Here is a 26768-nt window from a genome sequence, read left to right as displayed (position 1 = left end):
CCACAACATCTCCCACCTCAATGAGCCACGCTAAGCTCTGGCTTAGTGTTGAGTCGCCATATTTTTCTGAAGGCTTTGTCGCCGCCGCCCAATCGGGAGGTGGCGCTGTAAGTAGCCTTACGTTCAAGCAACGGATTGAGCAAGAATGCATCATCGAATCTGCGATTGCACCCACCCTTTACAAGGCTGCCGTCTCCTTTGTCGAGGATTCTGGCCAATGGGAGCCTAACTATGAGCTGGGCTATACCGTCAGCCGATTCTGGGAGACGCGGCGGCCTCACTCGTTCCGCGAGCTAGCGTGCTTCCGGCAAGAGTCGGGCGAACTGTGGCAGGCCAAAGCTGAGAACCCACAGGTTAACCGCCAAAAATCGGCGCAGCGCCTCAGCTATGCCCTAGGGCGACCAGTCGAAAAATGTGAAGTCAGCGGGCTGTTGCGGCTCTACCCTGAGCACACGGTCTTGCGGAAGTACGAGACCCCGCTCGGCGCTGGTAGTAAGCCTTACCTACCGCCGGTGACTGCTGGGGTATGGCGGCAAGTCGCCATACGTTACGGGGTGGAATGCCCTGCTGAAGTTAGCCTAGCCGCACTGGTTGGGCTTGGTGGAGAGGATACTGTAGTCTTTGGTTTTTGGGATTGGGTCGCCGTAAACCCCGCGATCAACATCTTATTTACCGAAGGCGGGAAGAAGGTTCTAGCAGCCCTCTCCCAGGGGTACGCGGCGATTGGTTTCTACGGGTTTCGAGCTTATCTGGCTCACGACCCTATTCTAAAAACCAAAGTCGCCCCTCGCTTAATGCCCGAGGTGCAGCGATTCATCCAGCCAGGCCGACGCGCCTATATAGCCTTTGACCAGGACGAAAAAGCAGAGACGCGGCACGACGTTGAACAAGGTCGTGCCGTTTTCGCTGGCCTGCTCACAGCGGCGGGTTGTGATGTCCGACTGGTGCTATGGGACGGCTCTCTAGGTAAAGGAATTGACGATTTTATCGCGGCTCAAGGGGCAGACGCTTTTGCGCAGCTCATAGACCAAGCAAAGCCTTCAGCCCGGCATGAGCGGGCGCGGCAGCAAGCCTGGGCGAAACAAAAGCGGGAGAAAGAGCGCCAAGCTTGGCTGGGCCAAGTAGCTGCCCTAGTGGGCCTGCCCGAGGACACTGATCGAATGGCGATCGCCAAAGCTTTTAGGGACAGGGCACGGCTCTCGGGCACGGTGGAGGTGGGCCACTTCCCACGACTCACCCTTCCCGCTGATGGCGATCGCCGGTTGATTGTCCTCGACGGCTCCAAGATGACCCGCAAAACATCGGTAGGGCTGCGGTCAGTTGTTGGAGAGGGGCAGCAGCGGGGGTGGTGTGGCGTTATTTTTGCCCCTACTCGACAACTGGCCACCAACCTAGCTCATGAACTCGATGTCCTCACTATCGACCAGTATCTAGCCCTTCCACCGGAAAATAGACCCGCCGTTGCCTGGGTGACGGCCTGCCCCGAGTCAGCCCATAAACTTCGGTCAATATTAGCCAACGTTGTCGCCTTCGACGAAGCAAACGAGTGTATTCCTCGCCTTCAGTCCGGTGAGTTGGGGAATCACCCTGAGTTAGCTCGGCAGGCCGTTAAGGATCTGCTAAGCCATGCGAATGTCGTCGTTTTAGCCCAGGACGGTCTCTACCGCTCAACCGTCGCAGCTGCGCAACGTTGGGGGAACTTTGACCCCACCCAAGTAGAGGTACTGCGGCGGCAAAGACCTCAGACTGAGATGGAGATTGCCCTCTACCTTGACCAAGCGGGCGATGGGGAATCCTGGGACGGCACTGCTTGGGAATCAACCCCAAAGGCCAACAGGGCCTTCTATACGTGGTTTGCGGGCATAGAAAATGCCGTTAGCAAAGGGCAAAAGGTTGCTATTCCCTCTGGCAGTGAGGGTAAAGCCAGAGCTATTCACCGGGTACTGCGCGGCCTCCATCCTGATCTGAAGGGGCAACCCATCGATGGTAAATACACTCCCCACCGGATTAGGTCAGAGTTTGCCAAAAACCCTACAAGCTTTGCGCCAAATCGTGGATTAAATTGGCTGTCATTCTCCCCAGCGTTCAACTCTGGTCTCTCAAGCGAGGGCACGTACTTTGATCAGCAGTTCGAATACGCACGGGCTTTTGAGGCAGCCTCCAGCATCAGCCAGAGGGGGGAGCGCCACCGAGACGCAATTCGCGGCGAAAAGATTAAGCGGCGCAATATGTACATTGCCTCTCGTGGGCTGGCAACAATGCCTGACCCAGCCGTATTCACCCCCGACTACTGGCGATCGCTGCTGGCTGGTGACCCAAACACGGGTGCCATCAACCTGGCTCAACAAATGGGCTGCGCAGAGATTGCCTCTCGGCTGGGCCAGGCCTCGGCAGATGATTGGCTAGAGCTGCCAGAGTTTCTAGCCATCCAAGCTCAAGAGACTTATTTCAAGGTTGAGTTTCTGCGCATGGAGTGGGAGACCAACGGCTGGGCGGTCAACGAAATGGTTTGCGACCCAAAAGCGGCTGAAACCTGGTCACAACCCTTTTATGAGGCGACTCAGAATTTAATTGCTCAAAAGGGGCGCACTCTCGCTAGGGCCAAGGGCAAAAAGCAAGCCGGTGACGAACCTGCTGGGGCCATTGAAGCTACCAAGCACCATAAGTGGGAGCTTCAGCAGAAGCTGGGCGACTATCCTGGGCTCAACAATCCTGAATGGATAGAGGCTTGGGTCATCGACTCCGGCACCAATGGGCTATTTGAGCTACGGGTGCGATCGCTGGTTTGCATCGCCTATGAGCAACCCGAACTGTGGGCTGAGATTGCCCGCCAACATGCCCTCAACGCGATCGCACGGGCAGGGCAGCACGACACAGCCGATCTTCCCTGCACCGCTCGGGAGTTTGCCATAGCCAAACTGCTAAAGGATGCTCCAGGGCTCTACAGCGTCATCAAGGGCCGCCTCACAGCTTGGACAAACAAAGACTTCATCGTTGCCCAAGCGGCGGCGTGGGCTAGAGAGAAGGCTGTTTCTCTAGCTTCTGCATCTTCTACCCATCAACGAATTCACGGGCTACAGTTCACCAGTAAAACACCTCTAGTGAAGTGCCTTCACAGACTTTTACAAATGGTGGGCCTTGAAGGCCATTACAACGGGAAGGTATCAACTGGCGATGGTAATCGTGCCTATCAATACCGCCTCGTCAAGTTGAGCGACATTGAGGCCAAAATCGCGGCCAAGCTGGCTGACAACTGCGATCGCGTTCACTCCCTCCAACGTCATCGCAAACGGATTGAGACTGACTCTGAGGTGTTTAACGTTCTCGACCAGGTGCTACAGCAGCGGGTGGGGGATTTGACCCCTGCCTGGGATGCGATCGCGGCCAAAGTCCTTGAGAAATATGGCCTGTCCAGAACTTCAGTAAGGATCGGATCTCTTACTGAAGTTCTGGACGCCCCTAAGATACAAGCCTCAATTCAAGACATTATCGCCCTGATTCACGTGGCCCAAGAGTCAGGGGCCGAAGCACTTCACCAGCTGCGGCAGACAATCAAGCCCCTTTACCCCGGCCTCTGGCGGGCAGCGTTGGCAGCCGCCTAACCACCCAGCAGCTCTGGTGCGGGCGGGCTTTACTAGGGCAATGGCTCAGATCAGTTAGCGCAACCACCTACTCCACGCAAAGCAAGATGCCCTACAACCCTTGCTGATTCTCTGTTTTGGGCTTAAAATGTAAAAAACGTAAGACACTATTGACAGTTTCAAAATGTTTTGCCATTATCAGGTGTAGGGAAGGGCAAGTAAACATGAACAAAAGTTTCAAGCAAATCCCGATGTCGGAATTAAGAGTCAAGTTACCAAAACTTAGACGGCAAGTTCAGTCTGGTAACCTACGGATTGTATGTACTCACTATGGTGAAGTTGCAGCCTTTTTACTTCCGCTTCAAGATGTTGATGCTCTCAATTCAGAAGAGGGAGAGCCTAGTATTCAGAACAGTGAAGAGATTCCTCTCACTGAGTTTCGTGATCGGCTAACCGAATCCTGGGAGAAGCTTTTGGGTGGAATAGATTGTATCTATCTGACATTTCACAAAAGACGGGTTGTGGCATTTGTATCGCCTCGCTTTACGCATTACCTTTCATTACCGCTGATTGGCGACGCAGATAAAGTTTTGTTTGTTTCTTCTGAGATCCAGGTTTAGTTATTGCAGCATGAGGAGCTAATTGAAGTGTTCAAGTTTACGTATTTTGATTCTCAAACCAGGGCAATACTTTCTGACAGAAGTACATTCTGTGATTTGGCAGTAGAGCAGGAACTTGCGCCCGTTCTAGAACTTCTCAAGCAGACTGGCGAAGTTGAAGGGGCTTGTTTTGGTATCAAGCCTGGTGTTTCAGGATTAGTTTATGAACTCAGAGGAAGAACTTTCCAGCTCACCTATACTGTTGACGTTCCAAGAAAAGAAATCAGATTTTATGAGTTTCAACAGATCTCTCATTTAATTGATTGGCAAACTGCTCTAGATCAAGATCTGCGTAAAGGTGAGCAACAGCCCATTTACATCCCTCAAATCGGTGATCCACAGAAATACATTAAAACGGTTGAGCTAATTCATGGTGGAACCAACACATCTAAATCTTTAGGCGTTGCTTTTGGTAGTGGTGCTAAAAAAGAAAAAGATTTGGCTAGGAGAGGAGATTATCTTGGCCGACCTGTGATGGAAATAGGTCTTGCTAGTCGAGGTTCAGCCGAGAATAAATCTTCAAGCATCTACATTTTAACAGATCGAGGTAAAAGGATTGCCCAGAGCGATGATCAGGAAACTCGCGAACGTCTTCTCGCAGAAGCATTGCTAGGATTCTATCCGATTCAAATGATTATTGAGAAAACGACTCGTGACGATCAAGAACTCACTAAAGAATTAATTCAAGAGGTGATTTCTTTGGTGAGTTTTGGTGATTGTGGAGGAACCACCAACCCTCGCAGAGCCAGTTCTTTGCGGGCATTGGTGAATTGGGTGTCACGATGGGCTGGCATTCCAATACGACGAGAAGGCAATGATGGAGTCCAACTCTATATCCCTCAAATCTATGCAAACTAAACCATACGATTTTGAAACTCAGCGCAAAGTTGGCCAAGCAGGAGAAACTTTCTTAGACCAATGGTTACATCCTGTCTACAAAGTAACTGATGTCTCTGGAGAGATAAAGTATCAGCAAGCAGGGATAGACAGAATTGTCACTCGGGCAGATGGATCAGTTATCACAATTGAGTATAAATTTGACCTTGCCGCTAAACGGACAGGTAATCTCTTTTTTGAAACTATCTCGAACGACAAAGAAATGATTCCAGGGTGGGGGTGGAGCTCTCAAGCCGATTATTGGATCGTCCTGATACCAGAACAAGAAATTCTTATTTTCAAGCCAGGAAAGCTGAGAGCGCTAGTTTGGGAGCTACAGAAAACTCTTCAGAAGAGAAGCGTTCCCAATAGAGGGTACAACACAGTTGGCTATCCCATACCACTTACCCAAGCTAGAAAAGTCGCTTTTCAAGTGAAGACTCTTTACCTAGAGAGCCTTTGAACTGTTGATAGGTTTTGAAGATTTATTCGCTCATTGAATTTGGCTCAATCTTCGTTCATTCTTCCGCTCCCAATAATAGATTTCGGTAAGTTGGGAGTATCTTCGATAAGGAAGCATTGTTTTTAATCACGAAGTTATGCAGGGGTGAACGGGAAGTAGCTATTTCTCGATATGATAATTTTCGGGAACGTAACTGCTAACAAGCCTGTTGCACATCGATCGTGTAAAGTTTTGGGGGATACGAGAGGTTACTAGTGGCAGGCGAACGGGGGTGTTAAGTCGCTCAAGATAGTAGCAATGGTAGCGGTATATAAGTAATCGGTTGAATGGGCCGCAAGCAGCTGCTCAATTGAGAGCGCCACGGCCAACAAGTCAACGGGATTTGATGACACAACCCAACGCGATGGCATCAATTGAGAGTGGCAGGCAAAAGCGTGTCATCTTGGTACGTGGAGACTGGCATCCTCTAATCAAAATTTAGGATCCAAAATCCTATTAGAATTTTATTCTCAACAACAAGGGTTCATTTTCAACAAGCTTCGCCATGTTGCTCTCTTTTCGCTCTAAATTGCTGGAACCCTTGCCATCTCGATAAACTAGACTTGCTGAAATCGCAAAAAGAGCAAGTTAGAGTTTTCAAGGGTGGTTTGGATCCAATTATGAGGTGAACTGGTGCCGAAGCAAAATCGCCATGACCAAGCGGAAATTTGGTCGGCGGATCAGTTTGAGCAGGTGATGGGGGAACTCAGTCCGAAGATGCGATCGCTCTTCTCGATCTGCTACTAGGCCCCAAACCGCCGCTTCGCTACTTTATGGCCCTCTTGCGCTGCACCCAGATTGAAGCCCTGATATAGTCTTCCTCATGCCGAAGCAGTCCCCCCTCTCCCTAGACAGCAACTACACCGCTTTCCTAGATGGGCTCAAGCAGCGTATCCGGACAGCCCAGGTCAAGGCGGCCCTGGCCGTCAATCATGAACTTATCCTGCTCTACTGGCATGTTGGGCGAGAGATCATCGCCAAGCAGAAACAGGCGAGCTGGGGCAGTAAGGTAATCGACCATTTAGCTCGGGATCTGAAGCGCGAATTCCCTGATATCAAGGGTTTTTCCCGCTCAAACCTCAAAGCTATGCGGGTATTTGCAGAGGCCTATACCGAGGAGCAAATTGGCCAACAGGCTGTTGGCCAAATACCGTGGAGCCACAATATCCGCATCATTGAGAAGGTAAAGGATCCACAAGCGCGACTCTGGTACGTTCAGCAAACGGTTGAAAACGGCTGGAGTAGGAACATCCTTGAGATGCAGATCGAAAGTGGTCTCTTTGAGCGAACGGGTGGTGCTGTTACTAATTTCAAACACGTGCTCCCGGCTCCCCAGTCTGACCTAGCCCAGCAGCTGATCAAGGATCCATACAATTTCGACTTCCTGACCCTGGCCAAGGAAGCTCAGGAGCGTGATCTGGAACGGGGGCTGGTCGATCACATTCGCGATTTCCTCCTTGAACTCGGCATGGGCTTCTCATTTTTGGGCAGTCAATATCCCCTCGTCGTCAGCGGCAAGGAGTATCGCCTTGACCTCCTCTTCTACCATGTCAAGCTCCACTGCTATATTGTCCTGGATCTGAAAATGGGTGAGTTTGAGCCTCAACACTCTGGCCAAATGAGTTTCTACGTTGCGGCCGTTGATAACCTCCTCCGTAGCGGCCAGGATGCCCCTACCATTGGCATTATCCTTTGTAAGACTAAAGACAAGACAACTGTCGAGTATGCCCTCCAAGGGAGCCGCCAGCCAATCGGAGTCTCTACTTATCAGCTCCAAGACCAACTTCCTCCAGATATTCAAAATCGACTGCCCACGGTAGAGCAATTTGAAATGGAACTCAGTACCGCGATCGAGGAAATCGAAGAGGACTCCAATTTAGGTGATGAAGACTCGTCACTGGATTAGCGGCTCAAACAAATTCACGGTTCAAGGCCAGGCTAGATCGGGTCTTATACACCCTAAGTAAATGTGTTCTGTGACAGTGGCCACACTGAGTGGCCTAAACGCGGCCTATGTTGGCTTGTGCCAGTTCCCCAAAGTCCTTATAGCTTCGTTCAGTTTTCTCTCTACCTTGAGCCCTAGTTAAGGGAGCTGGATTCAGGATTGGATAAGAGTTTGAGCCTTAATTCCAACAGTGGAGTAGTTGCGGCGCGGGGCAACTAGGCGTCCTATTCCTTTGCAGATGCTGAGCCATAATCATTACTATACTAAGGTCTTCCCTGGGCCACCTGTACCGCTAGCTAAAGTTCCTCATTCTGGACTTCTGAATCCGTTAAGACCCTAGTAGGGCTTGAGGGGCAGTTCAATCTGAAACTTTGAGCCTTTACTCACTTCACTTGTGACATAGATGCGCCCGCTATGAGCATGGACAATCTGCCGGGCGATCGCCAACCCTAGCCCAAAACCACCGCTGTCCTGAGAACGTTGAGTGTCTACCCGGTAGAAGCGATCGAAGATATAAGGTAGGTCGGTTTCTGGAATTCCAACGCCTGTGTCAATCACCTGAATCACGGCCCAACCAGGGTGAGGCACTAAGCGCACTAGGATCACGCCACCAGAAGGGGTATATTTACAGGCATTGTTGAGCAAATTCTCGATCGCCTGTCGTAGCAAGTCGGGGTCAGCCCACAGTTCGATCAATTGCTCAGGCGGCTCATAGGTCAAGTTGAGAGATTGCTGTTTTGCCAAGGTTACAAAATGAGCCACCAGATTGCTGAGCAAATCGTCGAGATTAATTATTTTGAGTGATTCTGATGCAAGTTGCCCCTGATGACGAGCGAGCAATAACAGATTATTGACGAGAGCACCCATTGATCCTGCGCTATCCACGATATTTTCCAAGGGAGGGTGATAGCGGGAATCATTATCGGCGATCAGTAATCCCAATTGCGCATTGGTCAAAATCGCAGAAATGGGCGATCGCAACTCATGGGAAGCATCTGCTGTAAACCGTTGAAGCTGTTGATAGGCTTGCCGAATGGGTTGCATGGCGAACCCACTAAGAACCCAACCGGTGAAGGCAATGAGTCCGAGTGCGATCGGTACTGCTAGGGCCAGTGCCATCTGAAGCTGCTGAAGTTCTTGTTGAGTCTCTGAGAGGGGAGTGGCAACCTGAAAATACCCCAGAGTTCCAGTTCTGCCCTCAACCGCTAGCGTTGCCTGACGGAGCCAAACTTCTTCTTCCAAAAGTGGATCGGTTGATTGAACTGTGAGATACCCGAGGGACGTATTTAACGGGTCTGGGGGAGACGCTCCGAAAAAGCGAACGAGCCGTCCTTGCTCGTTATACCAGCGCACATAAATCAGATCCTCTGCAAGCGGATGGGAGCCACTGCCCAACAACGGAACATGGCTCAGATCGACCTGGCTCTGGTCTTGGCGCACTTCATAATGCACACTGGCAGCCATCACTCTGGTCTTGTCGTAGAGCAGGCGATCGAGTGCTTCCAGTTTTTCCGTAATTTCGATCTGATAAATCACTCCAGCAAACAGCACTAGAATGCTTCCCATCGAAAGGGTGAACCAACGAGCCAGGTTGCGACGACTTCGGTTAAACACGTCTTGCCTTCAAGCTTCATGTGTTTCAGGAGGCGTTAGGCGATAGCCCATGCCATAGATGCTCTCAATCCAATCAGCCGCTCCTACAGCCTGCAAGCGTTGACGGAGTTTGCGAACCAGGACAGTGATTGCATTGCTTTCGGGTTCGGTTCCCCACTCCCATACAGCCTGCTCGATCTGGTTGCGGGTCAATACCTGTCGGGGATGGCGCATGAAATACTCCAGCAGTTGAAACTCCCGGCTGGAGAGAGCAACAGTGGCACCTTGCCGTTCGACAGTCAGGGTATCGAGGTGAAGGTGGAGGTCCTCAAGACTCAATGTATCTCCTTGCCACAGGGGCGATCGCCGTCTTAACGCCCGGACTCGTGCCATGAACTCCACCAGGTCGATCGGTTTGACCAGATAATCATCTGCACCTGCATCTAATCCAGTTACTTTTTCAGGCGTGGCGTCTCTTGCCGTGATCATCAGAACTGGAGCGGTTTTCCCGGCTGCTCGATATTGGCGACAGAGGGTTACGCCGCTGACATGCGGTAACATCCAGTCTAGAACCAGCAGATCATAGTCTTTCTCGGATAAGAGCCACTGAGCCGTCTCTCCATCTTTGACGCCATCGACGCTGTGTCCTGCTTGGGAGAGTACCATTTGCAGCGGCATGAGTTGTTTTGGGTCATCTTCCACCAGCAGAACTCTCATGTGTTTGCTACTCCCCTTGGGCTTGCAAGACTGAGAATAGGTGTTTAGCGTAATGTAAACATCTCCTTTGAGCCAGATTAGGCTGTTGAAGTGCAGACAGCGGAACATAGAAGCTGATGAGAAATGGTAGTGGGTGGCGTGCGATAAAATATTGGTTCCAAGCATCAGGAGCAGAGTTCTGGCTGCCACTGCCGTTTGTGGCGATCGCCTTTTGGTTTGGCACGAATATGCTGATGGCTCAAGAACTGCGGCAACCCCAATCAACCGACACTAAACTTCAGGCAGACACTCAGCTTAAAGCGACTGTCTCCATCAACATTTTGCTAATCAATGCAATCATTAATCGACAGCAGGGGATCACGCAAGTTGAGGTAGAGACAACGGAACCCATCTTGAAACGGTTGGAACTGGAATTGCCCATGACCGATACCAATCAAATCGAAGCGGCGATCGCGCAAGAACTTCAGCTATCTCTTCAAGATGTGCGGCAACTCGTTCGCTATGAAATTGTTGAGTGAGGCCCCTGTGTCAATAGGCTGCGTCGTGACTTGCAGTATTTACACTATTTTTGATCCGGTTTATGCGACGTAGACCATTCAAATCTAAATAGCTAAAACCAACTTTGGAGAAGAAGGGCAGCACACAAAATAATAGTGTCTCAATCGTTTGGTTGACCCAACCCAAACCAGAAGGACCAATCAACCAGGTGATTGGGTAGCTAATCCATAGCACCGTAAAGTAGCTCAGAAGTCTGTCATACAGCCTAGATAGCTCTACCCCCTGCCCACGAGTTTTAGCCCGCAAAGGCACCCAAATTCCCCAAAGGATAACCAGAAACGCAACAACACCGCAGGTGTACCAAAGAAATCTGGCTTCATCGGTTGTGGACAGGTCAGCGATCAGTCCTGATACCACGACGATCGCTTGAGTCCCCATGAGTGAAGCAATTAATATCCAATCTTTGGCAATGAAATACATTGCTGTTAAGGAAAGTGATAGCAGGAGTAAAGGGGTTGTGACAATCCAGTCGATGTAGCGAGCATAGTGAGTAATTTGACCTGTAATTTCTATCTTTCCTTGTCCGAGTGCCATTGCCATGTAAGCCAAACCCGACCAGATGGGAATAAAGGTGGCAATTAAATATTCATATTTGGGAACGCCACGCGGATTGGTGCCAAGTGAAATGAAGTATAGTGCGCCGATCGCCATTGCAATCACATAAGCCCAGTGAAATAGAGCTTGCAGATCCATAAGCTACCTCTGTTTCTTTCCAGTCTTACATTACAAATGTGATCCAAAAGTGAGCAGTAGAAAGTTGGCGCTCACTTTTCACTCATTTTCTTGAAGGACGCTGAAGAAGTAGTGAAGCAGGCAACGCTGGCTCATGGCCGCTGTGCCGCTCCAGATGGTATGGGGTCGGGAGAAAATGAGATGGCAGTATTGGACGGCGTCAAATCTACAGAACAGCAATGGCATCACCTTTCTCAGGAGCAAGTTGTCCAGTTACTTAAAACCGATCCTGAGCAGGGTTTGTCCTTTCCAGAAGCAGCAGAGCGGCACGATCGCTTTGGTCACAATGAATTAACCGCTCAGAAAAAACAGAGTGCCTGGGTACGTTTTCTCCAGCAGTTCAATCAGCCGTTGCTCTATATCTTGCTGGTTGCGGGGCTGGTGACAGCGTTTCTGCAAGAGTGGATCGATTCGGGCGTGATTTTTGGGGTGACGCTGCTCAATGCCATCATTGGCTTTGTGCAAGAGTCTAAGGCAGAGGATGCGATCGCCGCCTTATCCGAAGCGGTTACAACCGATGCAACCATTCATCGCAACGGCCAGAAGCAAGTTGTTTCATCCGGCGAACTGGTTCCTGGCGATCTTGTCTTGTTGTCCTCTGGCGATAAAGTGCCTGCAGATTTGCGGCTGCTTGAGATTCGCGACTTACAGGTAGACGAATCAGCCCTTACAGGAGAATCGGTTCCAGTCGAAAAAAACCTTCATCCCCTAGAAGCGGACACTCCGCTCGCAGAGCGCACCAACATGGTGTACACGGGCAGCCTTGTCACCTTTGGGCAGGCCCGTGGAGTTGTTGTAGGCATTGGTGAGATGACCGAAACCGGACACCTCTCTCAACTAATGCAGCGGAGTACAGCCATAGACACTCCTCTAACTCGCAAAATCGATAAATTCAGCAGAACCTTGCTGTACGTCATTTTGGGCTTGGCGGCACTCACCTTTGCCGTTGGCGTTGCTCAAGGGTTCTCCTGGATTGAGGTGTTCAAAGCGGCGGTTGCGCTGGCGGTTAGTGCGATTCCCGAAGGGTTGCCTGCCATTCTCACAGTGACACTGGCGATCGGCGTATCTCAGATGGCAAAGCACCACGCCATCATTCGTAAACTACCGGCGATCGAGACCCTGGGCAGTACCACCGTAATTTGTTCTGACAAAACCGGAACCCTGACCGAGAATCAAATGACGGTTCAGGAAATTGATGCTGGTGGCAGGCGTTATCGGGTCAGTGGCGGAGGCTATGCGCCGGATGGAGAGATTTTTCTGAATAGACACGCAATTGACCTGGCAAAGGCACCCGCCTTGTATGAATGCCTGCAAGCCGGACTGTTGTGCAACGACTCCCATCTGGAAGTGCAAGACGGAAATTGGACAGTGGTCGGTAGCCCCACAGAAGGAGCGCTGGTTGCTGCTGCCCACAAAGCTGGACTCAGTGCAGACAAGCTGGAGCAGGCGCTCCCTCGGCTTGATACCCTGCCGTTTGAATCTCAATTTCAATACATGGCAACACTGCATCGCAACCGCCCAGAACGGTTGGTTTACCTCAAAGGTTCGGCTGAAGCCACCCTCAAGCGATGTCGTCAGATGCTGGGTGAAGATGGAGAGGCAATCGCCCTAAACCCAACACAGGTCGAGCAAACTGTAGAGAGCATGGCAAAAAAAGGGCTGCGGGTTCTGGCACTTGCTAGAAAAGTGGTCCCTGATTCTCAAAGCTCGATCGAGCATTCTGATCTGGAGCAAGGTTTAGTATTTCTGGGGCTGCAAGGCATGATCGATCCGCCTCGCCCTGAAGCAATTCAAGCCATTGAGTCCTGTAAGTCTGCCGGAATTCAGGTCAAGATGATCACGGGCGACCATGCCAAAACAGCCGCCGCGATCGCTCAACAAATGGGGCTAAATCAAACTGAGAATGCGCCTGTTCTCACCGGTCAAGAACTTGCTCAACTGGATGAGCAAGGACTAACCAATGCTGTTGCACAGAGCCATATATTTGCGCGAGTTGCACCCGAACAAAAACTGCGGATTGTAGAAGCCCTCCAATCCAAAGGTGAAATTGTGGCCATGACCGGAGATGGAGTCAACGATGCACCTGCGTTGAAGCAAGCTGACATCGGGGTAGCAATGGGCATCACTGGCACCGAAGTTACGAAAGAAGCGGCAGATATGATTCTGACAGACGACAACTTTGCCTCGATCGAGAAAGCTGTTGAGGAAGGACGCACTGTTTATAAGAATTTATTGCGGGCGATCGCGTTCATCTTACCCGTGAACGGTGGTGAGTCTATGACCATCTTGATCGCTGTAATGCTAGCAACGCCACTGCCGATTTTGCCCGTGCAGATTCTTTGGCTGAATATGGTTAGTTCTGTGGTCTTGAGCTTACCGCTGGCGTTTGAACCACCTTCTCCCGATGTGATGCAGCACCCACCTCGCTCCGTTAATGAACCGCTGCTATCACGTAGGTTAATCAGCCGAATTCTGACCGTTTCACTATTTAACTGGATTGTGATCTTCGGAACATTTAATTGGTTTATTCGGACCACTGGAAACGAAGACCTAGCGCGAACGATGGCAATTCAAGCATTGGTTGCCGCAGAAGCATTCTACTTATTAGGGATCAGTCGCTTTATTCCCGCGATCGTTGCGAGGCTACGTGGTAAAGATGAATCGCTCAGTTACGCTGTGGCGATCGGTATTGCAGGGGTTTTCATCCTCCAACTTTTATTTAGCCAATGGAGCCTCATGAACAGGCTCTTTGCAACTGAAGTATTAACTCTGACTCAAGGCTTGATCTGCCTTGGTCTTGGGTTGCCCATGATTGCTTTAGCGGCGTTGCTGAAGCGTTTTGCTCCGCTGACATAAATGACATCAATAAAGCCGCTCTCCTGCTCGTGCTTATCGCGTAAATCTTGTAGTGTTGATATTCATTCTTGTCTTATGGCTTCTCATAATCTCAAACGTGCGATCGGCATATTCTCCAACCGCCGAGACGCAGAACAGGCAATAGCTGAGCTAAAAAACAAGGGGTTTCCCATGCACAAGCTCTCAGTGATCACCAAGTCTTCTGGTGATGACAATGGTTTAGATAGTCAAAATCTAGGGCAGCTTTCGATGACAAGAGTGCAAGGTGCAAAAGCGGGCGCGATCACGGGAAGTATAGGAGTAGGTTCACTTGCCCTGATTGTGGGACTCGCTAGTCTGCTACTTCCCGGCATTGGTCAGATATTAGCGGTAGAAAGCCTTTTGACAACCTTTCTTGGAAGTGGAATTGCTGCAACTGCTGGTGGTCTGTATGGTGCTATTCAAGGATGGCTGGTGCCAGAGGAACAAGCAAAAATTTACAGCGGCAGATTCAACCGAGGGGATTATTTGATCATCATGGAGGTAGTAGAGAATGAGATCCTGCTTGCTGAATCTGTCCTTAAGCATTGGGGGATTCGGACATGGCGTGTCTATGATGCCTCTTGAACCGAAGTAGAATTGAATACTCTGTCCATACAAATATCCCTACTATTCTTCTGGTGACTTCAATAGCAGTATAGCTCCATCAAAAGGTCACATAGATCAAAAAATTCTCGTAATAAAAAAAGGTGTTGTAGTCAGTCTAGCTACAATAAATATCACTTGATTCAACTCAGAAAATGAATTAGGCCACTCGGTCTTAAAATGACGAAGCTGTGATTTGAGGCAACCTACGGGTCAATTTCTTAACAGCAGAGGGTTCAGATAATACACTACTTGAACTGACCATGAACTAATTTTCTTCAAAATTGAGCAGTACACTGCCCATATTTATCTTCTTTAAAGGCTAAAACTCACATTCCTCCGTTGAAGGATTACCTACAGTATAGCTAATTAGATAATACAAAAGAACTAAACTGATCTAGATAGCGGCTTCGCTACTTTAGGGCGTAGATGCTAAATGCACTAAAAATGTCAGCTGCCGTCACCGCCAACTCTGGTAATGTCATCGGGATTAATTTCTAGCGGGGCCGTTGTTCTTGCAACACTCCGGACAGTTTTTGATGTCCAACAGTAGAATGCGAATTTCAGGCATCCCCTGCGGTGGCATAGTCACGAGAAAGCAAGGGTTTCAAGTGCTTGCTCAGAAAGTGTCTGGACCATTGGTCTTGGCAGGCCATCTTTAAAGAAAATAAGAACAAAAAACCAAACATAATTGATCGTCAGGCAATTTACATCTAGGCTTAGACTGTTTTCGAATTCATTCAACTGCGTGTACCTGGCGATTATGCTACCAGTAAGGTAAGATGCTCTGTGAACTTGGGGGATGGTGGCTATTTTCTTTTCTTTTGTTTGATGAAAGTGTTTTTTGGGAGCAGGATTTAAGATGGAATTGATCATGGCGCAGCAACCACCGATAGATATCAATTCTGCTGCGGAAGCTCCAGCTGTAGCGACCATTCCCGAGCTGGTCATTATCCTAATTATTTTGCTTCTGATCGCAACGGTTGTCGCGCTGATCAGTCAGCGACTACGCATTTCTTACGTGACAGGCCTAGTACTAGCAGGGCTACCCATCACAGAGGTTTTTTCTCGTCGTGTTGGGCTAGATCCATCATTAGTCTTAAATCTCTTTCTGCCAATTTTGATTTTTGAAGCATCAATCAATACAGATATCAGTCGCCTTCGCAGCACGTTTAAACCAATTGCGCTGTTGGCTGGCCCAGGCTCTATTCTTTCTTCGGCAATTATTGCGACTTTAGTGAGATTTGGATTGGGGCTAGACTGGATTCCGGCTTTACTGATTGGAGTCATTTTAGCAAACACAGATACTATCTCAATGATTGCGGTCTTTAAAGAGGTTCGCGCACCTTCTCGACTGAGTACTATCGTGGAGGGAGAAACGCTGTTTAACGACGCAGCCGCTTTAATCTCATTTAATTTACTTTTGGTCATCTATGCGACGGGTTCTCTTTCTCCCGTGCAAGGCATCCGAGAGGTGCTTGTCGTTACCTTGGGTGGAGCATTAGTCGGAGGCGTCTTAGGCTATTTGAGCCTGCCAATATTTACCCGCTTAAATGATCCCTTAAGCAGCCTACTATTAACCGTTGCATTAGCCTTGGGCACGTTCCAGATTGGTCAATCTTTGGGAGTGTCAGGCGCAGTAGCTGTAGTTATTACAGGGCTTGTTTTTGGCAATCTTGGCTTACCACGCAGTTCGTCAGCCTCGGATCGCATCACGTTGCTGAGCTTTTGGGAATACGCTGGCTTTAGTGTTAACACATTCATTTTTCTGCTCATCGGTATTGAAATTAACCCGTTGATGCTATGGAAAATTTTGCCCTCTATCTTGTTCGTCATTTTGGCCTATCAGCTAGGGCGAATTGTTTCAGTTTACTTATTGTTGGCGGGCCTGCGCTGGTTCGATCGCCCTATTCCTATGCGCTGGCAACATGTATTAGTTTTAGGGAATATTAAAGGCTCACTCTCAATGGCGCTAGCCGTTGCAGTTCCCTTAACCCTCACTGGTCGAGACACAATCATTGAGGTTGTATTTGGTGCTGTTCTATTTTCTCTGGTGATTCAGGGGTTGGCGTTGCCTTGGCTGGTTAAGAAGCTCAAGATTAGCCATGTTTCTGAGCTGATGCAGGAGACGGGGCAGTTACAAATTCAGTTGATTGCTGCTAAAGCAGCGCAATCGGAACTAGGAAGTTTATTGAAGTCAGGTGTGCTAACCAAAGCTGTTTATGAAGAGCTTTGGGCTTCATATCAAACACGAGTTGCAGAGGCTGAGAGGCAGCTGCGTGCGCTGTCTAGTCAACGGCGATCGGGTGAATTAGGCGGCGATCGCAGCGGGTTAGATGCCATTCGACGACGACTGTTTTTGGCAGAAAAAGGAGCGGTTAGCGATGCGCTTCGCAAAAGAATCGTTCCAGACGATTTAGTGCAGCCATATATCAAAAATCTGGATGAAAAACTTCTGGCTTTAGAAGACGATTAGCAGCGAGAAACCTGCGAGATCGCTAGCTGAAGTCGAATGTTAGATATAGAAAACCCTAATAATGCTATGAGCACAGGAACAGCAGCATGTATGTAATTATTGGTGGAGCTGGGCTGATTGGCTCAACTTTGGCCCAACGTTTGGTCAAGCTGGGCCATACCGTTGCCATAGTCGACATTAATCCAATTGCCTGCACCTATGCTAGAGAGCAACTAGGGGTTATGGCTTTTGAAGGTAGTGCAGTTAGCACAGAAGTTCTAACCGAAGCTGGAATTCACCAAGCGGATATTGTCTGTGCGGCCTTACGTCATGATGCGCTCAACCTGGCTATTGTTTCCCTAGCTAGGCATTACCGAGTTCCCCATATTATCTCTCGCCTGCGACACCGTGACTTTGAACATCCCCTACGCCATGCCGGTGCCAATCGAATCATTAGCACTGTAGATCTAGCTGTATCGACAATGGTCAATGCAGCTGAATATCCACAGATAGAATCGATGATGCACTTTGAACAAGGGCAAATAGAGGTATTGAAGTTGACTATTTCTGAGAACTGTAGCGTGGTCAATCACAGCATTGCCGAAATCGCTCAAGATGAACGGTTCCCTAAGAGTTCGCTAATCATTGGTTATCAGCCTCATACTCATATGGATCTAGTCGTGCCAAATGGTACGACAGTGCTAGAGCCAAATTCTAAGATTTTGGTTGTCACAAAGCCAGATAACTTGCACGCATTAATTGACTTTATCCAACCCTTTTTGGAACTACCCGACTTTTCAACCTAATTAGACTCAGTAGATCACAAGACAACGGAATTATAAGGATTTGAGCCCTACCTTGATGCCTTTGCTCGACATGCGACAGAATTGGTGACGTTATTCAACGCTTGCAATTCTTGTACATCGCGGCTCTCGGGATAGAAGGTTAATCAGCAATCCGAGTGCTCAATGGCATTGACCTGCTGAGGGCTTGTGGGTTGAGTAGTTGCCTGCGCGCACAGCTATCCTATCTGTCTCGCGGCGCAGCTATTTAGACAACATAAAGGAACTAAATTTCCGCAAATCACAGCTTCACTACTTTAGAGCCTAATACTGTAGGCAATGAGAAACACCTCTGGCTGCATCTAGCCAGCTGCACCCCTAGGAGCTACGGCTTTGGGGTCAGCACCCCGGCTCAAAAAATAAACGCTAGTGAGAAGCTCCCTTGCCTGAGGAAATGGGCAGAGCAAAACCCCCGGTTTTTAATCGGGGGTTTTTGCTGGATGGCTAGACCCACAGAAAGGGTCTTACAAGTTAGCTAGCCAGCTCTACATGGATGTCCCAGAGGTAACCTCTTCGGTCTTCTGGGTTGACCCCAGCCCAAGTCGCCACCAGAGTACCCCCGTGAAAGCCCTCAGACCTGTGGACAACACCGGGCCTCAAACTCCGCGCCTTCTTCTGCATAAACTCAGCAGCTGAGCGAGTAGATACTCTGTGAATGGGCAATGAATGGGCTTTGGAGGTGAACTGGTAGGTGTAGATAACTTCTGGCTTCTTATGCTTTGTCTTTACCGTGGGCTTAGGTTTTCTCGATGTTTTCTTTCTGAAGGGAATGGACTCAGCCGGGAAATTAAAGAAGCTGAGCTGTTGTATTTTTTGCCCTTCAGGCATATTCTCTTGAGGCATGGTGTAACTCCTTTGAGTTTGCTGTGAACCAATACGCAAAGCCGCTATCACTCCCTCGCCAAAGTTTGCGGTAGGGGCTTTGCGTAATCACAATAACCTGATTCCCCAGATGCAACTGACAAATTACTCTATATGCATTGATTAAGTGCATATGTACTAAGAATGTCTTTGAACACTTGCCAGGCTTGCGATTGAAGAAAGGTATCACGTTTTCGACAGATACACCGCCTTGACAGATAAAAACAGAATCTGCCAGCCAGGTTCACCCCCGTTAGGTCAGCGCTGGAGGATGGTGAGGAGGTGCTACTCGATATAGTGGCTAGTCTGGAGTGGTCTAGCAGTCGGGAAGTCTTGGCTAGGCTGTATCCCTGCCTGTGGAGGTTGCAAAGAACCTATGAATGCTCACACCGTCAAGCCGCAGGCTCAGATGTAGACTCAATGTATTCCATCGATGCATCCGGAAGTAGATTCAATGTATTGTCGTCTAAAACGCTGAACCCCTTTACCAGTGAGGGTTATCAACTTTACAAAGACTGAGATTGTTCTTTGATCAAAAAACAAACCCTTGCTATAATAGCTATAACTGATTTGCCCCAAAGGCGGTTTGTCTATGGCTATAGACCCGTAAACAAAAAGCCTGAAGAGCAAAAAAAAGCCACTATCTATCGATAGTGGCCTCTGCGGTTAGAAGATGGCGAAGAGCCACTCACTTAGGTATTCCCAAATAGCTTGAAAGGCTCCTGGCAGAGCTTTCCAAACTTGCGGCCCTAAAAGGCCGATGAGAACCCTAAGGAGCAACTTACGCCAGCGCCGATCTTTCGGTGCAGACATAGTACCTCCGTATTGGGGTTTACAGTCGGCCGCTTGAGTCCCAAGGTAAGAAATTGGGTAAGACTCAAGCGGCTTCTGTCTAATATAGCTGGAAAATTTTCGAAATATCGCCTAGTAGCCATTTAGCGGCGGCGGCTAATCTACTGGCTTAAGAATCTTCGATGGGTAGAGCCACTTTAGTAAGCCAGCGCTGCAATCGCTGCCTTCTTTTGCTCTGGACTCACCTCCAGATACCGCTGCAAACTGGCCAGGCTCCGGTGACCGCTAATCTCCTGGATCACCCGCAGGGGCACTCCCGCATTACTCAAGTTGGTGAGGGCCGTGCGCCGGAAGCTGTGAGTGCTAATTCCCAGCCCGTCCAGCCCGGCATAGGCCAGCCCCTGGTCCAACAGCCAGTCTGCCGACGACCGAGCCAACCGGCCCCGACCATGCCGACCTGGAAACAAGTACTCAGCGCCGCCGTTGTCATAGGCCGCCAGCAGCACCGCCAACCTAGGGTGGAGGTCGATCTGCCGAGTGGCCAGCTTGCCTTTCGTCGCCTTCGCCGGCAGCACCAGCACGTCGCCCTTGATGTCACCGGGCCGGAGTGAGATCGCCTCACTCACCCGCAGTCCGCAGTAGAGCATGATGCCAAACAGCGCCCGATCGCGGGGAGAGTCCATCGCCGTAAACAACTGGGCAATTTCGTCGTGGGTTAAAACCTTGGCCTGGCCGTTGGTGCTCATGGATGCGCGGTGTGCCTACGTTGCTTTACTAGACAGTATTATCATTTCGTACAGTAGAATTCACGAGTTTATAGGGCTTTCCGGGTGTTGGCTCGTGGAACAGGTTGGCGTCTCACTTGAGACAGCCGGAAAACCTTGATTTTTCGTCGTGTTGTCTCAGGGCTGGAATGGTGAGACGGAATCTGAGTTATTGAACTCCAATAGCGCTGAGTCATTTCTATGCGCGCCGCCATCCCACGTCCGGCTAGCTAAATTCAATATTTATACAAATGACTAATTACACAATTATATAATTGTGTAATTAGTCTATTTACCCTCTGAGCTTTTGCATTTGGCTATAGATCCGGCGCAGCTTGCCCGCTTCTTTACGTTCAGCTAACCTTTCTGAAGCTTGGGAGACAACCCGAGTTTTCAGTTCAGAATCCTCTTGCAGGATGATGTAACAAGCCTCTAGCAACGTCTCTATCGTCAAATCTTGGTCTTGGACAAAGCGCTCAATTTCCTTATCCAGGTTTTCTTCTAGGCGGATATTGCGCCGGGGTGCGACCTGAATTAACTGTGTTAGCTGGTCTTCCAGGGAAGGTGTTTCAACCCCTGAAAGACCAGCAGTCGCTTTGGGGGGCTTCTGGAGATGCACTAGTTCAGCTGCTACCGCTGGGGAAGGCTCCATCTCCACTGAGTCAACAGCCTGAGAGCCTTGGGCCAGCGACGTTAGGGATGTGTCTCGCGCTACCTTAGGCCGCTGACTGCGAGACTTAATACGAGCCAACATGTCTTGTCCATCGCTCACTTCAGCACCTCTCGAATACGATCAATCAACGATTCAAAGGGATAGGCCAGATCTGGATAGCCCAAATCTTCTAGGAGAACACCTTGGCTGATGGCCTGCTTATATTTCTCTGACTCTCGAATTGAAGGCAGCATCACGTTCTCTCCAATCTCTCCTGCCATTTCCTTAATGACCATGTCACTCTCTTTGGTGCGAGAACGGCCTACCCAGCGATCTCGAAAGGGAATCACGCCTAAAACTTTTGCCTCAGAAGCACCATCTTCGGTTAATTCGCGCACAGCCTCCACTGTACGAATCAGTGAACCATATCCCTTGACCGTAGCTTCACAGGGAATCACGATCTGGTCCGCAGCCCCAATAATGCTTTTGCAAATCTGGCTACGTTGAGGTGGGGAGTCAATTACTACAACATCAAACGAGCCCTTGGCGGGTTCTAACCGTTTACCCAAAGCTAGAGCCCCGACCCCAGAGCTGGCTAAATACTCCTGAACTTGATCTAGCCCATCATCGGATGGAATGAGGAAGAGGTTTTTGGTTGCCGTCGGATAGGTTGCATCTTCCAGGCTTACCTGTTTGCGATAAAGCTCTAGCAGGGTTGGCTGATCGGCTGCAACCTCATGCTGTAAAAACGTGGTCATGTTGCTCTGGGGGTCTGCATCTACTACAAGCACGGTATAGCCAGCACGAGCAAGGTACTTGCTTAGTAAGACAGCCACCGTGGTCTTACCCTGCCCCCCTGATAGCGAAAGAGACGCGAGTGTCAGCATGAATTCATCACCTAATTACACAATTACACAATTAGCTAAGGATATAACAGATAAATTAGCCATGAGTATAGCGAGCCTCAACAGGGCTCAAGCCCTTATAGAATAGGAATTAACAGGTGAAGCTCGTTCAAGTCGAAATTGAAGCAGTTGTCAAACTATATCTTTACTTAATTGTATAATTACACAATGGCTATTTTATGTGTAGGCGGAGTATGGCACCGATTCGTATAAAAATAGGCCGTATCTCCTGAAACCTCTATAGAACAGTGGTCGCAAGACTTAGAAGTCCTGAATTTCTGTGCTAGTTACGTCTCTTTATTACCACTGATCACCAAATGACTACTGCTTTATGCCTCAACCTCCTGCCCTGTTTCCTGAAGACGAAAATTACTTTGCCCTGCTTAATGGACTGAAGAAGCGGATCCGGTCAGCGCAGGTTAAGGCAGTCCTGGCAGTTAATAGAGAACTAATCCTCCTCTATTGGCAGATAGGTCGTGAAGTTCTCGCACGGCAGCAGGCAGAAGGTTGGGGCGGTAAGGTTATTGAGCGCCTGGCTCAAGACCTAAAGCGAGAGTTTCCCGACATGAAGGGTTTCTCGCGCTCAAACCTCATGTATATGAGGGCTTTCGCGGAAGCATGGCCTAACGAGCAATTTGTCCACCAGGCTGGTGGACAAATTCCGTGGAAGCATAATTGCGTCATTCTCGAAAAGGTTAAAACTCCTACCGAGCGTCTTTGGTACATCCAGCAAACCGTTGAAAACGGCTGGAGTCGCAACGTGCTGATACTACAAATCGAGAGCGGCCTGTTTCAACGCCAGGGTGGTGCGATCACGAACTTTGAGCGCACCTTACCCTCGCCTCAGTCCGATCTAATGCAACAGCTAATTAAGGATCCCTATCATCTGGAGTTTCTGCCTCTGGGCAAGAAGTTTCAGGAACGGGAACTGGAGAACGCTCTGGTCGCCCATATTCGGGACTTCCTCATGGAGTTGGGAGTTGGCTTCGCGTTTGTTGGCAGCCAATACTATCTCAACATCGGTGGCGAAGACTTTTATCTCGACCTGCTGTTCTACCATTTAGAGCTGCGCTGCTTCATCATCATCGACCTCAAGATGGGTGAGTTCAAAGCCGAGTATTCCGGCAAAATGAACCTGTACGTCTCGGCAGTCGATGACCAACTGCGCAAGGAACACGATAACCCGACGATCGGCATCATCCTGTGCAAGTCGAAGAACAAAACGATCGCTGAATATGCCTTGCGTAATGTCAACACGCCGATCGCCGTCTCAACCCACAAGCTACCCAAACAACTACAGGAAAACTTGCCGACTGCCGAGCAGCTGGAAATGGAGTTGGAAGCGGCTGTAAAAGAACTGGGAGATGATCAACCGGATGAATCGTGAATCCTATGGCTCTACCTATACCCCTCCTTGCTAAAGCCAAATCCGGGCTTCTTGTTGTGAGCAAATAGTACTACGGGCCATAGCACTTCCTTGGGAGCATAACCAGTCGCTGCTCAACAAGCTCAACAGCCCAGAACACTGATTCGGGTCACCCTGAAAAGACTTACAGGTAAGGGGTTAAGGTACCTAGACCCTCTAATTTGAATCACCCTATTTATCAATCAACCACTCGCAAACGATAGAGCAGCAGGAACCGCTCATCATCCGTCAGCTCAAACCAGCGCTTACCCTCAAACTGGTCTGCAATGAACTGGCGAATCACCTCACCAGACCAACCCAAGCTCCTAATCTGGTTTTGAATCTGCTCATGCAGGTCTAGGTTGTAAGCCCTGTGCTCGGCATCCTGTGGAAAAAAGGTTTCATCCCCCCGCACCCCCCTTGCCGGAGAAAAAGAGTTTGTATCCGAGCCCAACTCACCGGCGCAAAGCGCCTCACCCTTCATATCTCCCTCTAAGGGGTGTAATTCCTTAATTTCAAAGGGTCCTAGCGATCCTGTTGTGGCTTCAGAACTCGGCTCTTCAGGGGCTAGAAGGCTTGCTATCTGGGCTATTACACCCTCTTGGTGCTCAGGGTGCCAGAGGGTGAGGTGCTTGTAGAGGGTCTGCTGGCTGACTTTGGCTGCCAGGGCGATCGCCTTGGCTCTTGCTGTAATCTGCTCAGGCAGCTCTCCGGCCTGCTCTAAGGTGGTGTAGGCAGCACGGATGCGGTGCTGGGCGTCTTCGGTCTGCCGCTGGTTGAAGGGCACCAAGTTGTTCTTCGGGTGACTAGTATCGCGGGTGGGGGTGGTTCCCAATGGCCAGTAATAGCCTTCTACGGCCCTAGCCCAGGCGATGACCTTGCGCTCGATGTCGTGCTGGTGGCGGCAGTACTGCTCGTAGCCAGGGCAATGGAGGGCGATGCGCAGGGTGTAGTCGATCAGGGCTTGGCCCTGGAGGCCCTCAAAGACGCGGCCGTAGCAGGCAATGGTTTTGAGCAGGTGGTTGGTCTGTCCGTAGGCGGTCCAGCCTTCGGTGATTTCGAGATCTAGATCCTGTCGCCAGCTCTCGACGGGGTGGCTGCGGCGCTTGGGCCGCTTGCGGTGGTTATCCCGACCAATTTTCATCGCATGGCGCAGGGTGTCCATGTCTTGGTGGCCAGCGGCACCATCCCAGAGCCAGAAGAACCGGGCCAGGCTGTCGCCGATGGGGTTGAGGTCATCGTCAAGCAGGCTGGAGCCACTGCCAGGCTGGAGGGGCAGCCGGTGCCCCATATATTCAATGAAGGTTTGAACGCCGTAGGCTTTGACGTTGGGAAAGATCTCAAGCTGCCCGGCCTGGAGTCGGAACCCTTGAGCTTTGAAGCATTCTTTGAGGGCAACGGCCAGGTTAAAGGTGTTGACGAGTTCGGCAAAGGGGATGTAGAGGTGCAGGCCGCCGCTCCAGCTGGAGCGCAGCAGTAGGGTGCGGGTGATGCCGAGGGTCTCTAAGGCGGCGCGGAGCTGAGCGACGCCTTCGGGGGTGCAGTAGTCGCCGCCGGCGTCGAGGTCGAGCAGGGCGTAGCGGGTGTCGTGAGTGAAGCGGACGCCGATCAGCTGATTGGCGTCTTGCCAGTGGTTCCACAGCACCCGAGGCCGCAGGGGGTAGGTGGTAACGGTCGTCCAGGCGGCTTTGGCAGTGGCGTCATCCGGCAAGTCGGCGCGGATGAAGTTCCAGGGGTAGTGGCCAAAAATTTCACACAGCCGCTGGCCGGTGGGGTCAGCGGGGAGGGGTTCGGAGCGGGGAGGTCTACGCGACTCCTCGCCCCATCCTGTAGATGCGGTCATGGGGGCTTTTCTCTCCTAAAAAAGAGCAATGAGTATTGCCCCGAGAGAGATCCGTGTTACCATAGCCGCATAGAAATTCTGGCGCGACTCGGGACTGGTCCTCTCGGGTTTTCGCTTTTTAAAGAGCCGGTGGCATTCGCTGCCGGTTCTTTTTGCCTATTAAGGGTCTGGTCAGGACGCTTAATACTGATGGACGCGATCGCCAGGGGGTCAACCCAGCGGGGCGTCAATCATGGCCAGGATCATAGTACAGGTGTCTGAGCCGGGCAAGGCAAACGCTGAAAATTTGATTTCATGGGTGTTTTTGGGGTGGTATCAGCCTCCTAACGTGCAACAAAAGACTGTAGTTACCGCTCGCTTGGCGGTAATTGCTAGGGCTCTGAACCAGCGTCGTGGAGCTGCTGGATCTGATTACGCCCTTGTTCTGGCAAATCTCCTTCAATACCGTCCGGCGTATAAGCCTCGCCCCATAGGGCTGTGATGTCCCTAAACTCTAAAAACCGTCGGGCGTTAATTCCAGGCTTACCTAAGCTTCCAGCCGCCTGGGTTGGGCTCATTCGGTAGCTACCGTTGGGAATCTGAAACTCATCGGCCGACAGCGAGCCGATCGCAACCGTGGCGCGTTTAGCTTTGTCACCAGTGGTCATCCTGCCACCCGTTGCCACAGCCGAGCAATCTCCGCTAGCAGCACCTGAATGTTTTGGGTGAATGCCCGGTGCTCTGTGGCATTGGCCTGGGTCTCTAGCTGCCATTGCTCACGCGCTGCCCGCATCTCTGCCCGGTCGGCTCTGGCCTCAGCTAGGAAAACCTCAAAGCGTTGGTCAGCCTCGGCCTTATGCTGCTGGGCCCTCTGCGTGGCTTCCTGTTGCTGCTGGCCCATGTCGGCAATCATGGCTACGGTGTCGGCAATGGCTGACTCTAGCTGGGTCTGGTTATGCTGCTCGCCTTCCTCAATGCGCCCGCCCCACGCCTCAATAGCGCGGGCGTTGGATTCGGTGATTTTCTCGGTTCTGGCCAGCCCTTCAATGGTGGTAGCCAAAAGGGCTTCCATTCGGTCAAGGCGATCGCTGCTCTGGGTCATTTTTTATCGTCCTCCTCGGCGGTTGATGATATTTCCCCACTGGCGATCGCAGCTTCAACCGCCTCAATAATCAACGTCTCAACATAGTTGCTCATGCTGCGATTCTGAGCTGCCGCAAGCTTGGCCAGCCCCTCTTTGTAGGGCTGGTCCATATAGACCATCAATTTCGCCTTGTCTGTTGCCATGGGCAAATCATAGGCGCTTTCGCTGGGCATGGGCACACCTAAGTAGTAAAAAACAACGAGATACAGCTTTAGTATACACAAAGTATTAACACTATGATATTACTGTACCAAGACGCGAAACGGCATAGGTACAGAGCTGGGCCTAGTTGGCTCACTGTTTGCCGTGCCATGACGCGCCCAACCCGTACCCACAACGGTTCAGAGGATTTTTTAGCGATGACCGAACTCGTCAGCCTGCATTCGTTCTGTAAAGAGAACGGCAACCTACCTAAAACCAGCGTGCGCCGGTGGCTCAATGACCACGGCTACAGCACAAGTGACGGACTCAGCCCCGCGGCTG

The 26768-nt window shown here is 50.4% G+C and carries 23 protein-coding genes; 11 read left to right on the top strand and 12 right to left on the bottom strand.

Annotation, left to right across the window (positions count from 1 at the left end; genetic code table 11):
- Positions 1-20: 20 nt before the first annotated feature.
- From H6F59_RS24915 to H6F59_RS24895, 5 genes are all read left to right on the top strand, one after another.
- Positions 21-3602, top strand: coding sequence for a DUF3854 domain-containing protein (locus tag H6F59_RS24915; RefSeq protein WP_190707426.1), 3582 nt, complete (start codon positions 21-23; stop codon positions 3600-3602).
- Positions 3603-3805: 203 nt separating this feature from the next.
- Positions 3806-4201, top strand: a complete 396-nt coding sequence (locus tag H6F59_RS24910; RefSeq protein WP_190707422.1) for a type II toxin-antitoxin system Phd/YefM family antitoxin — start codon at positions 3806-3808, stop codon at positions 4199-4201.
- 27 nt (positions 4202-4228) lie between these two features.
- On the top strand, positions 4229-5098 hold the full coding sequence (locus H6F59_RS24905; RefSeq protein ID WP_190707419.1) for a hypothetical protein: 870 nt from the start codon (positions 4229-4231) through the stop codon (positions 5096-5098).
- Positions 5088-5579 (top strand): hypothetical protein, encoded by a 492-nt coding sequence (locus tag H6F59_RS24900; RefSeq protein ID WP_190707416.1) that lies wholly within the window; start codon positions 5088-5090, stop codon positions 5577-5579. The genes H6F59_RS24905 and H6F59_RS24900 overlap by 11 nt, the downstream gene beginning before the upstream one ends.
- An 862-nt stretch (positions 5580-6441) precedes the next feature.
- Complete coding sequence (locus H6F59_RS24895) at positions 6442-7524, top strand: YhcG family protein (protein ID WP_190707412.1); 1083 nt, start codon at positions 6442-6444, stop codon at positions 7522-7524.
- Between the two features lie 375 nt (positions 7525-7899).
- Here H6F59_RS24895 and H6F59_RS24890 read toward each other — a convergent pair whose 3' ends face one another.
- Positions 7900-9177 (bottom strand): ATP-binding protein, encoded by a 1278-nt coding sequence (locus H6F59_RS24890; protein ID WP_190707408.1) that lies wholly within the window; start codon positions 9175-9177, stop codon positions 7900-7902.
- A gap of 9 nt (positions 9178-9186) precedes the next feature.
- The gene (gene rppA, locus H6F59_RS24885; protein WP_190707405.1) at positions 9187-9873 is read right to left on the bottom strand and encodes a two-component system response regulator RppA; all 687 of its coding nucleotides are present in this window, start codon (positions 9871-9873) and stop codon (positions 9187-9189) included.
- A gap of 116 nt (positions 9874-9989) precedes the next feature.
- Here rppA and H6F59_RS24880 point away from each other — a divergent pair, with 116 nt between their 5' ends.
- Positions 9990-10391: a hypothetical protein gene (locus tag H6F59_RS24880; RefSeq protein WP_190707401.1), complete on the top strand. Its 402-nt coding sequence runs from the start codon at positions 9990-9992 to the stop codon at positions 10389-10391.
- A 10-nt stretch (positions 10392-10401) separates the two neighbouring features.
- On the opposite strand, the gene H6F59_RS24875 is transcribed toward H6F59_RS24880, so the two are convergent.
- On the bottom strand, positions 10402-11124 hold the full coding sequence (locus H6F59_RS24875) for a bacteriorhodopsin (protein ID WP_190707398.1): 723 nt from the start codon (positions 11122-11124) through the stop codon (positions 10402-10404).
- A gap of 180 nt (positions 11125-11304) precedes the next feature.
- Here H6F59_RS24875 and H6F59_RS24870 point away from each other — a divergent pair, with 180 nt between their 5' ends.
- Positions 11305-14019 (top strand): cation-transporting P-type ATPase, encoded by a 2715-nt coding sequence (locus tag H6F59_RS24870; protein WP_190707394.1) that lies wholly within the window; start codon positions 11305-11307, stop codon positions 14017-14019.
- A 75-nt stretch (positions 14020-14094) separates the two neighbouring features.
- Positions 14095-14625 carry a hypothetical protein gene (locus H6F59_RS24865; protein ID WP_190707391.1) on the top strand — a complete coding sequence of 177 codons (531 nt, stop codon included), beginning with the start codon at positions 14095-14097 and terminating at the stop codon, positions 14623-14625.
- A 606-nt stretch (positions 14626-15231) separates the two neighbouring features.
- On the opposite strand, the gene H6F59_RS24860 is transcribed toward H6F59_RS24865, so the two are convergent.
- Positions 15232-15519: a hypothetical protein gene (locus H6F59_RS24860; protein ID WP_190707388.1), complete on the bottom strand. Its 288-nt coding sequence runs from the start codon at positions 15517-15519 to the stop codon at positions 15232-15234.
- Between H6F59_RS24860 and H6F59_RS24855 the strand changes: the two genes are divergently transcribed.
- Both H6F59_RS24855 and H6F59_RS24850 read left to right on the top strand, forming a co-directional pair.
- Entirely contained in the window at positions 15518-17119 is a 1602-nt protein-coding gene (locus H6F59_RS24855) for a sodium:proton antiporter (RefSeq protein WP_348251382.1), read from the top strand. The genes H6F59_RS24860 and H6F59_RS24855 overlap by 2 nt on opposite strands.
- Positions 17120-17205: 86 nt before the next feature.
- Complete coding sequence (locus tag H6F59_RS24850; protein ID WP_190707383.1) at positions 17206-17904, top strand: TrkA family potassium uptake protein; 699 nt, start codon at positions 17206-17208, stop codon at positions 17902-17904.
- 507 nt (positions 17905-18411) lie between these two features.
- Here the strand turns inward: H6F59_RS24850 and H6F59_RS24845 are convergent.
- The 4 genes from H6F59_RS24845 to H6F59_RS24830 form a co-directional block, all read right to left on the bottom strand.
- A complete protein-coding gene (locus H6F59_RS24845) occupies positions 18412-18783 on the bottom strand; it encodes a hypothetical protein (RefSeq protein ID WP_190707380.1) in 372 nt (123 codons plus the stop codon).
- Positions 18784-19790: 1007 nt separating this feature from the next.
- Positions 19791-20339 (bottom strand): tyrosine-type recombinase/integrase, encoded by a 549-nt coding sequence (locus tag H6F59_RS24840; protein WP_190707377.1) that lies wholly within the window; start codon positions 20337-20339, stop codon positions 19791-19793.
- 310 nt (positions 20340-20649) lie between these two features.
- On the bottom strand, positions 20650-21129 hold the full coding sequence (locus tag H6F59_RS24835) for a hypothetical protein (RefSeq protein ID WP_206755227.1): 480 nt from the start codon (positions 21127-21129) through the stop codon (positions 20650-20652).
- The gene (locus H6F59_RS24830) at positions 21126-21896 is read right to left on the bottom strand and encodes a ParA family protein (RefSeq protein ID WP_190707365.1); all 771 of its coding nucleotides are present in this window, start codon (positions 21894-21896) and stop codon (positions 21126-21128) included. Before H6F59_RS24830 ends, H6F59_RS24835 begins: the two co-directional genes overlap by 4 nt.
- Before the next feature lie 349 nt (positions 21897-22245).
- Between H6F59_RS24830 and H6F59_RS24825 the strand changes: the two genes are divergently transcribed.
- Positions 22246-23301: a YhcG family protein gene (locus H6F59_RS24825; protein WP_190707362.1), complete on the top strand. Its 1056-nt coding sequence runs from the start codon at positions 22246-22248 to the stop codon at positions 23299-23301.
- A 217-nt stretch (positions 23302-23518) separates the two neighbouring features.
- On the opposite strand, the gene H6F59_RS24820 is transcribed toward H6F59_RS24825, so the two are convergent.
- The 4 genes from H6F59_RS24820 to H6F59_RS24805 form a co-directional block, all read right to left on the bottom strand.
- On the bottom strand, positions 23519-25162 hold the full coding sequence (locus H6F59_RS24820; protein WP_190707357.1) for a hypothetical protein: 1644 nt from the start codon (positions 25160-25162) through the stop codon (positions 23519-23521).
- 371 nt (positions 25163-25533) lie between these two features.
- Positions 25534-25809 (bottom strand): hypothetical protein, encoded by a 276-nt coding sequence (locus tag H6F59_RS24815; RefSeq protein WP_190707354.1) that lies wholly within the window; start codon positions 25807-25809, stop codon positions 25534-25536.
- On the bottom strand, positions 25806-26243 hold the full coding sequence (locus tag H6F59_RS24810; protein ID WP_190707352.1) for a hypothetical protein: 438 nt from the start codon (positions 26241-26243) through the stop codon (positions 25806-25808). The genes H6F59_RS24815 and H6F59_RS24810 overlap by 4 nt, the downstream gene beginning before the upstream one ends.
- On the bottom strand, positions 26240-26458 hold the full coding sequence (locus H6F59_RS24805) for a hypothetical protein (protein WP_190707348.1): 219 nt from the start codon (positions 26456-26458) through the stop codon (positions 26240-26242). The genes H6F59_RS24810 and H6F59_RS24805 overlap by 4 nt, the downstream gene beginning before the upstream one ends.
- Between the last annotated feature and the right edge of the window lie 310 nt (positions 26459-26768).

The organism is Nodosilinea sp. FACHB-141 (assembly GCF_014696135.1).
In the GTDB taxonomy this organism is placed as follows: Bacteria; Cyanobacteriota; Cyanobacteriia; order Phormidesmidales; family Phormidesmidaceae; genus Nodosilinea.
Note: the sequence above shows the minus strand (reverse complement) of the source record. Positions and strands in the feature narration are given on the sequence as shown.

Excerpts from the sequence above, each read along its gene's own strand:
- H6F59_RS24915 (WP_190707426.1), top strand. The coding sequence starts at position 21 with ATGAGCCACGCTAAGCTCTGGCTTAGTGTTGAGTCGCCATATTTTTCT.
- H6F59_RS24910 (WP_190707422.1), top strand. The coding sequence starts at position 3,806 with ATGAACAAAAGTTTCAAGCAAATCCCGATGTCGGAATTAAGAGTCAAG.
- H6F59_RS24900 (WP_190707416.1), top strand. The coding sequence starts at position 5,088 with ATGCAAACTAAACCATACGATTTTGAAACTCAGCGCAAAGTTGGCCAA.
- H6F59_RS24895 (WP_190707412.1), top strand. The coding sequence starts at position 6,442 with ATGCCGAAGCAGTCCCCCCTCTCCCTAGACAGCAACTACACCGCTTTC.
- rppA (WP_190707405.1), bottom strand. The coding sequence starts at position 9,873 with ATGAGAGTTCTGCTGGTGGAAGATGACCCAAAACAACTCATGCCGCTG.
- H6F59_RS24880 (WP_190707401.1), top strand. The coding sequence starts at position 9,990 with ATGAGAAATGGTAGTGGGTGGCGTGCGATAAAATATTGGTTCCAAGCA.
- H6F59_RS24875 (WP_190707398.1), bottom strand. The coding sequence starts at position 11,124 with ATGGATCTGCAAGCTCTATTTCACTGGGCTTATGTGATTGCAATGGCG.
- H6F59_RS24870 (WP_190707394.1), top strand. The coding sequence starts at position 11,305 with ATGGCAGTATTGGACGGCGTCAAATCTACAGAACAGCAATGGCATCAC.
- H6F59_RS24865 (WP_190707391.1), top strand. The coding sequence starts at position 14,095 with ATGGCTTCTCATAATCTCAAACGTGCGATCGGCATATTCTCCAACCGC.
- H6F59_RS24855 (WP_348251382.1), top strand. The coding sequence starts at position 15,518 with ATGGCGCAGCAACCACCGATAGATATCAATTCTGCTGCGGAAGCTCCA.
- H6F59_RS24860 (WP_190707388.1), bottom strand. The coding sequence starts at position 15,519 with ATGATCAATTCCATCTTAAATCCTGCTCCCAAAAAACACTTTCATCAA.
- H6F59_RS24850 (WP_190707383.1), top strand. The coding sequence starts at position 17,206 with ATGTATGTAATTATTGGTGGAGCTGGGCTGATTGGCTCAACTTTGGCC.
- H6F59_RS24845 (WP_190707380.1), bottom strand. The coding sequence starts at position 18,783 with ATGCCTCAAGAGAATATGCCTGAAGGGCAAAAAATACAACAGCTCAGC.
- H6F59_RS24840 (WP_190707377.1), bottom strand. The coding sequence starts at position 20,339 with ATGAGCACCAACGGCCAGGCCAAGGTTTTAACCCACGACGAAATTGCC.
- H6F59_RS24830 (WP_190707365.1), bottom strand. The coding sequence starts at position 21,896 with ATGCTGACACTCGCGTCTCTTTCGCTATCAGGGGGGCAGGGTAAGACC.
- H6F59_RS24825 (WP_190707362.1), top strand. The coding sequence starts at position 22,246 with ATGCCTCAACCTCCTGCCCTGTTTCCTGAAGACGAAAATTACTTTGCC.
- H6F59_RS24820 (WP_190707357.1), bottom strand. The coding sequence starts at position 25,162 with ATGACCGCATCTACAGGATGGGGCGAGGAGTCGCGTAGACCTCCCCGC.
- H6F59_RS24815 (WP_190707354.1), bottom strand. The coding sequence starts at position 25,809 with ATGACCACTGGTGACAAAGCTAAACGCGCCACGGTTGCGATCGGCTCG.
- H6F59_RS24810 (WP_190707352.1), bottom strand. The coding sequence starts at position 26,243 with ATGACCCAGAGCAGCGATCGCCTTGACCGAATGGAAGCCCTTTTGGCT.
- H6F59_RS24805 (WP_190707348.1), bottom strand. The coding sequence starts at position 26,458 with ATGCCCAGCGAAAGCGCCTATGATTTGCCCATGGCAACAGACAAGGCG.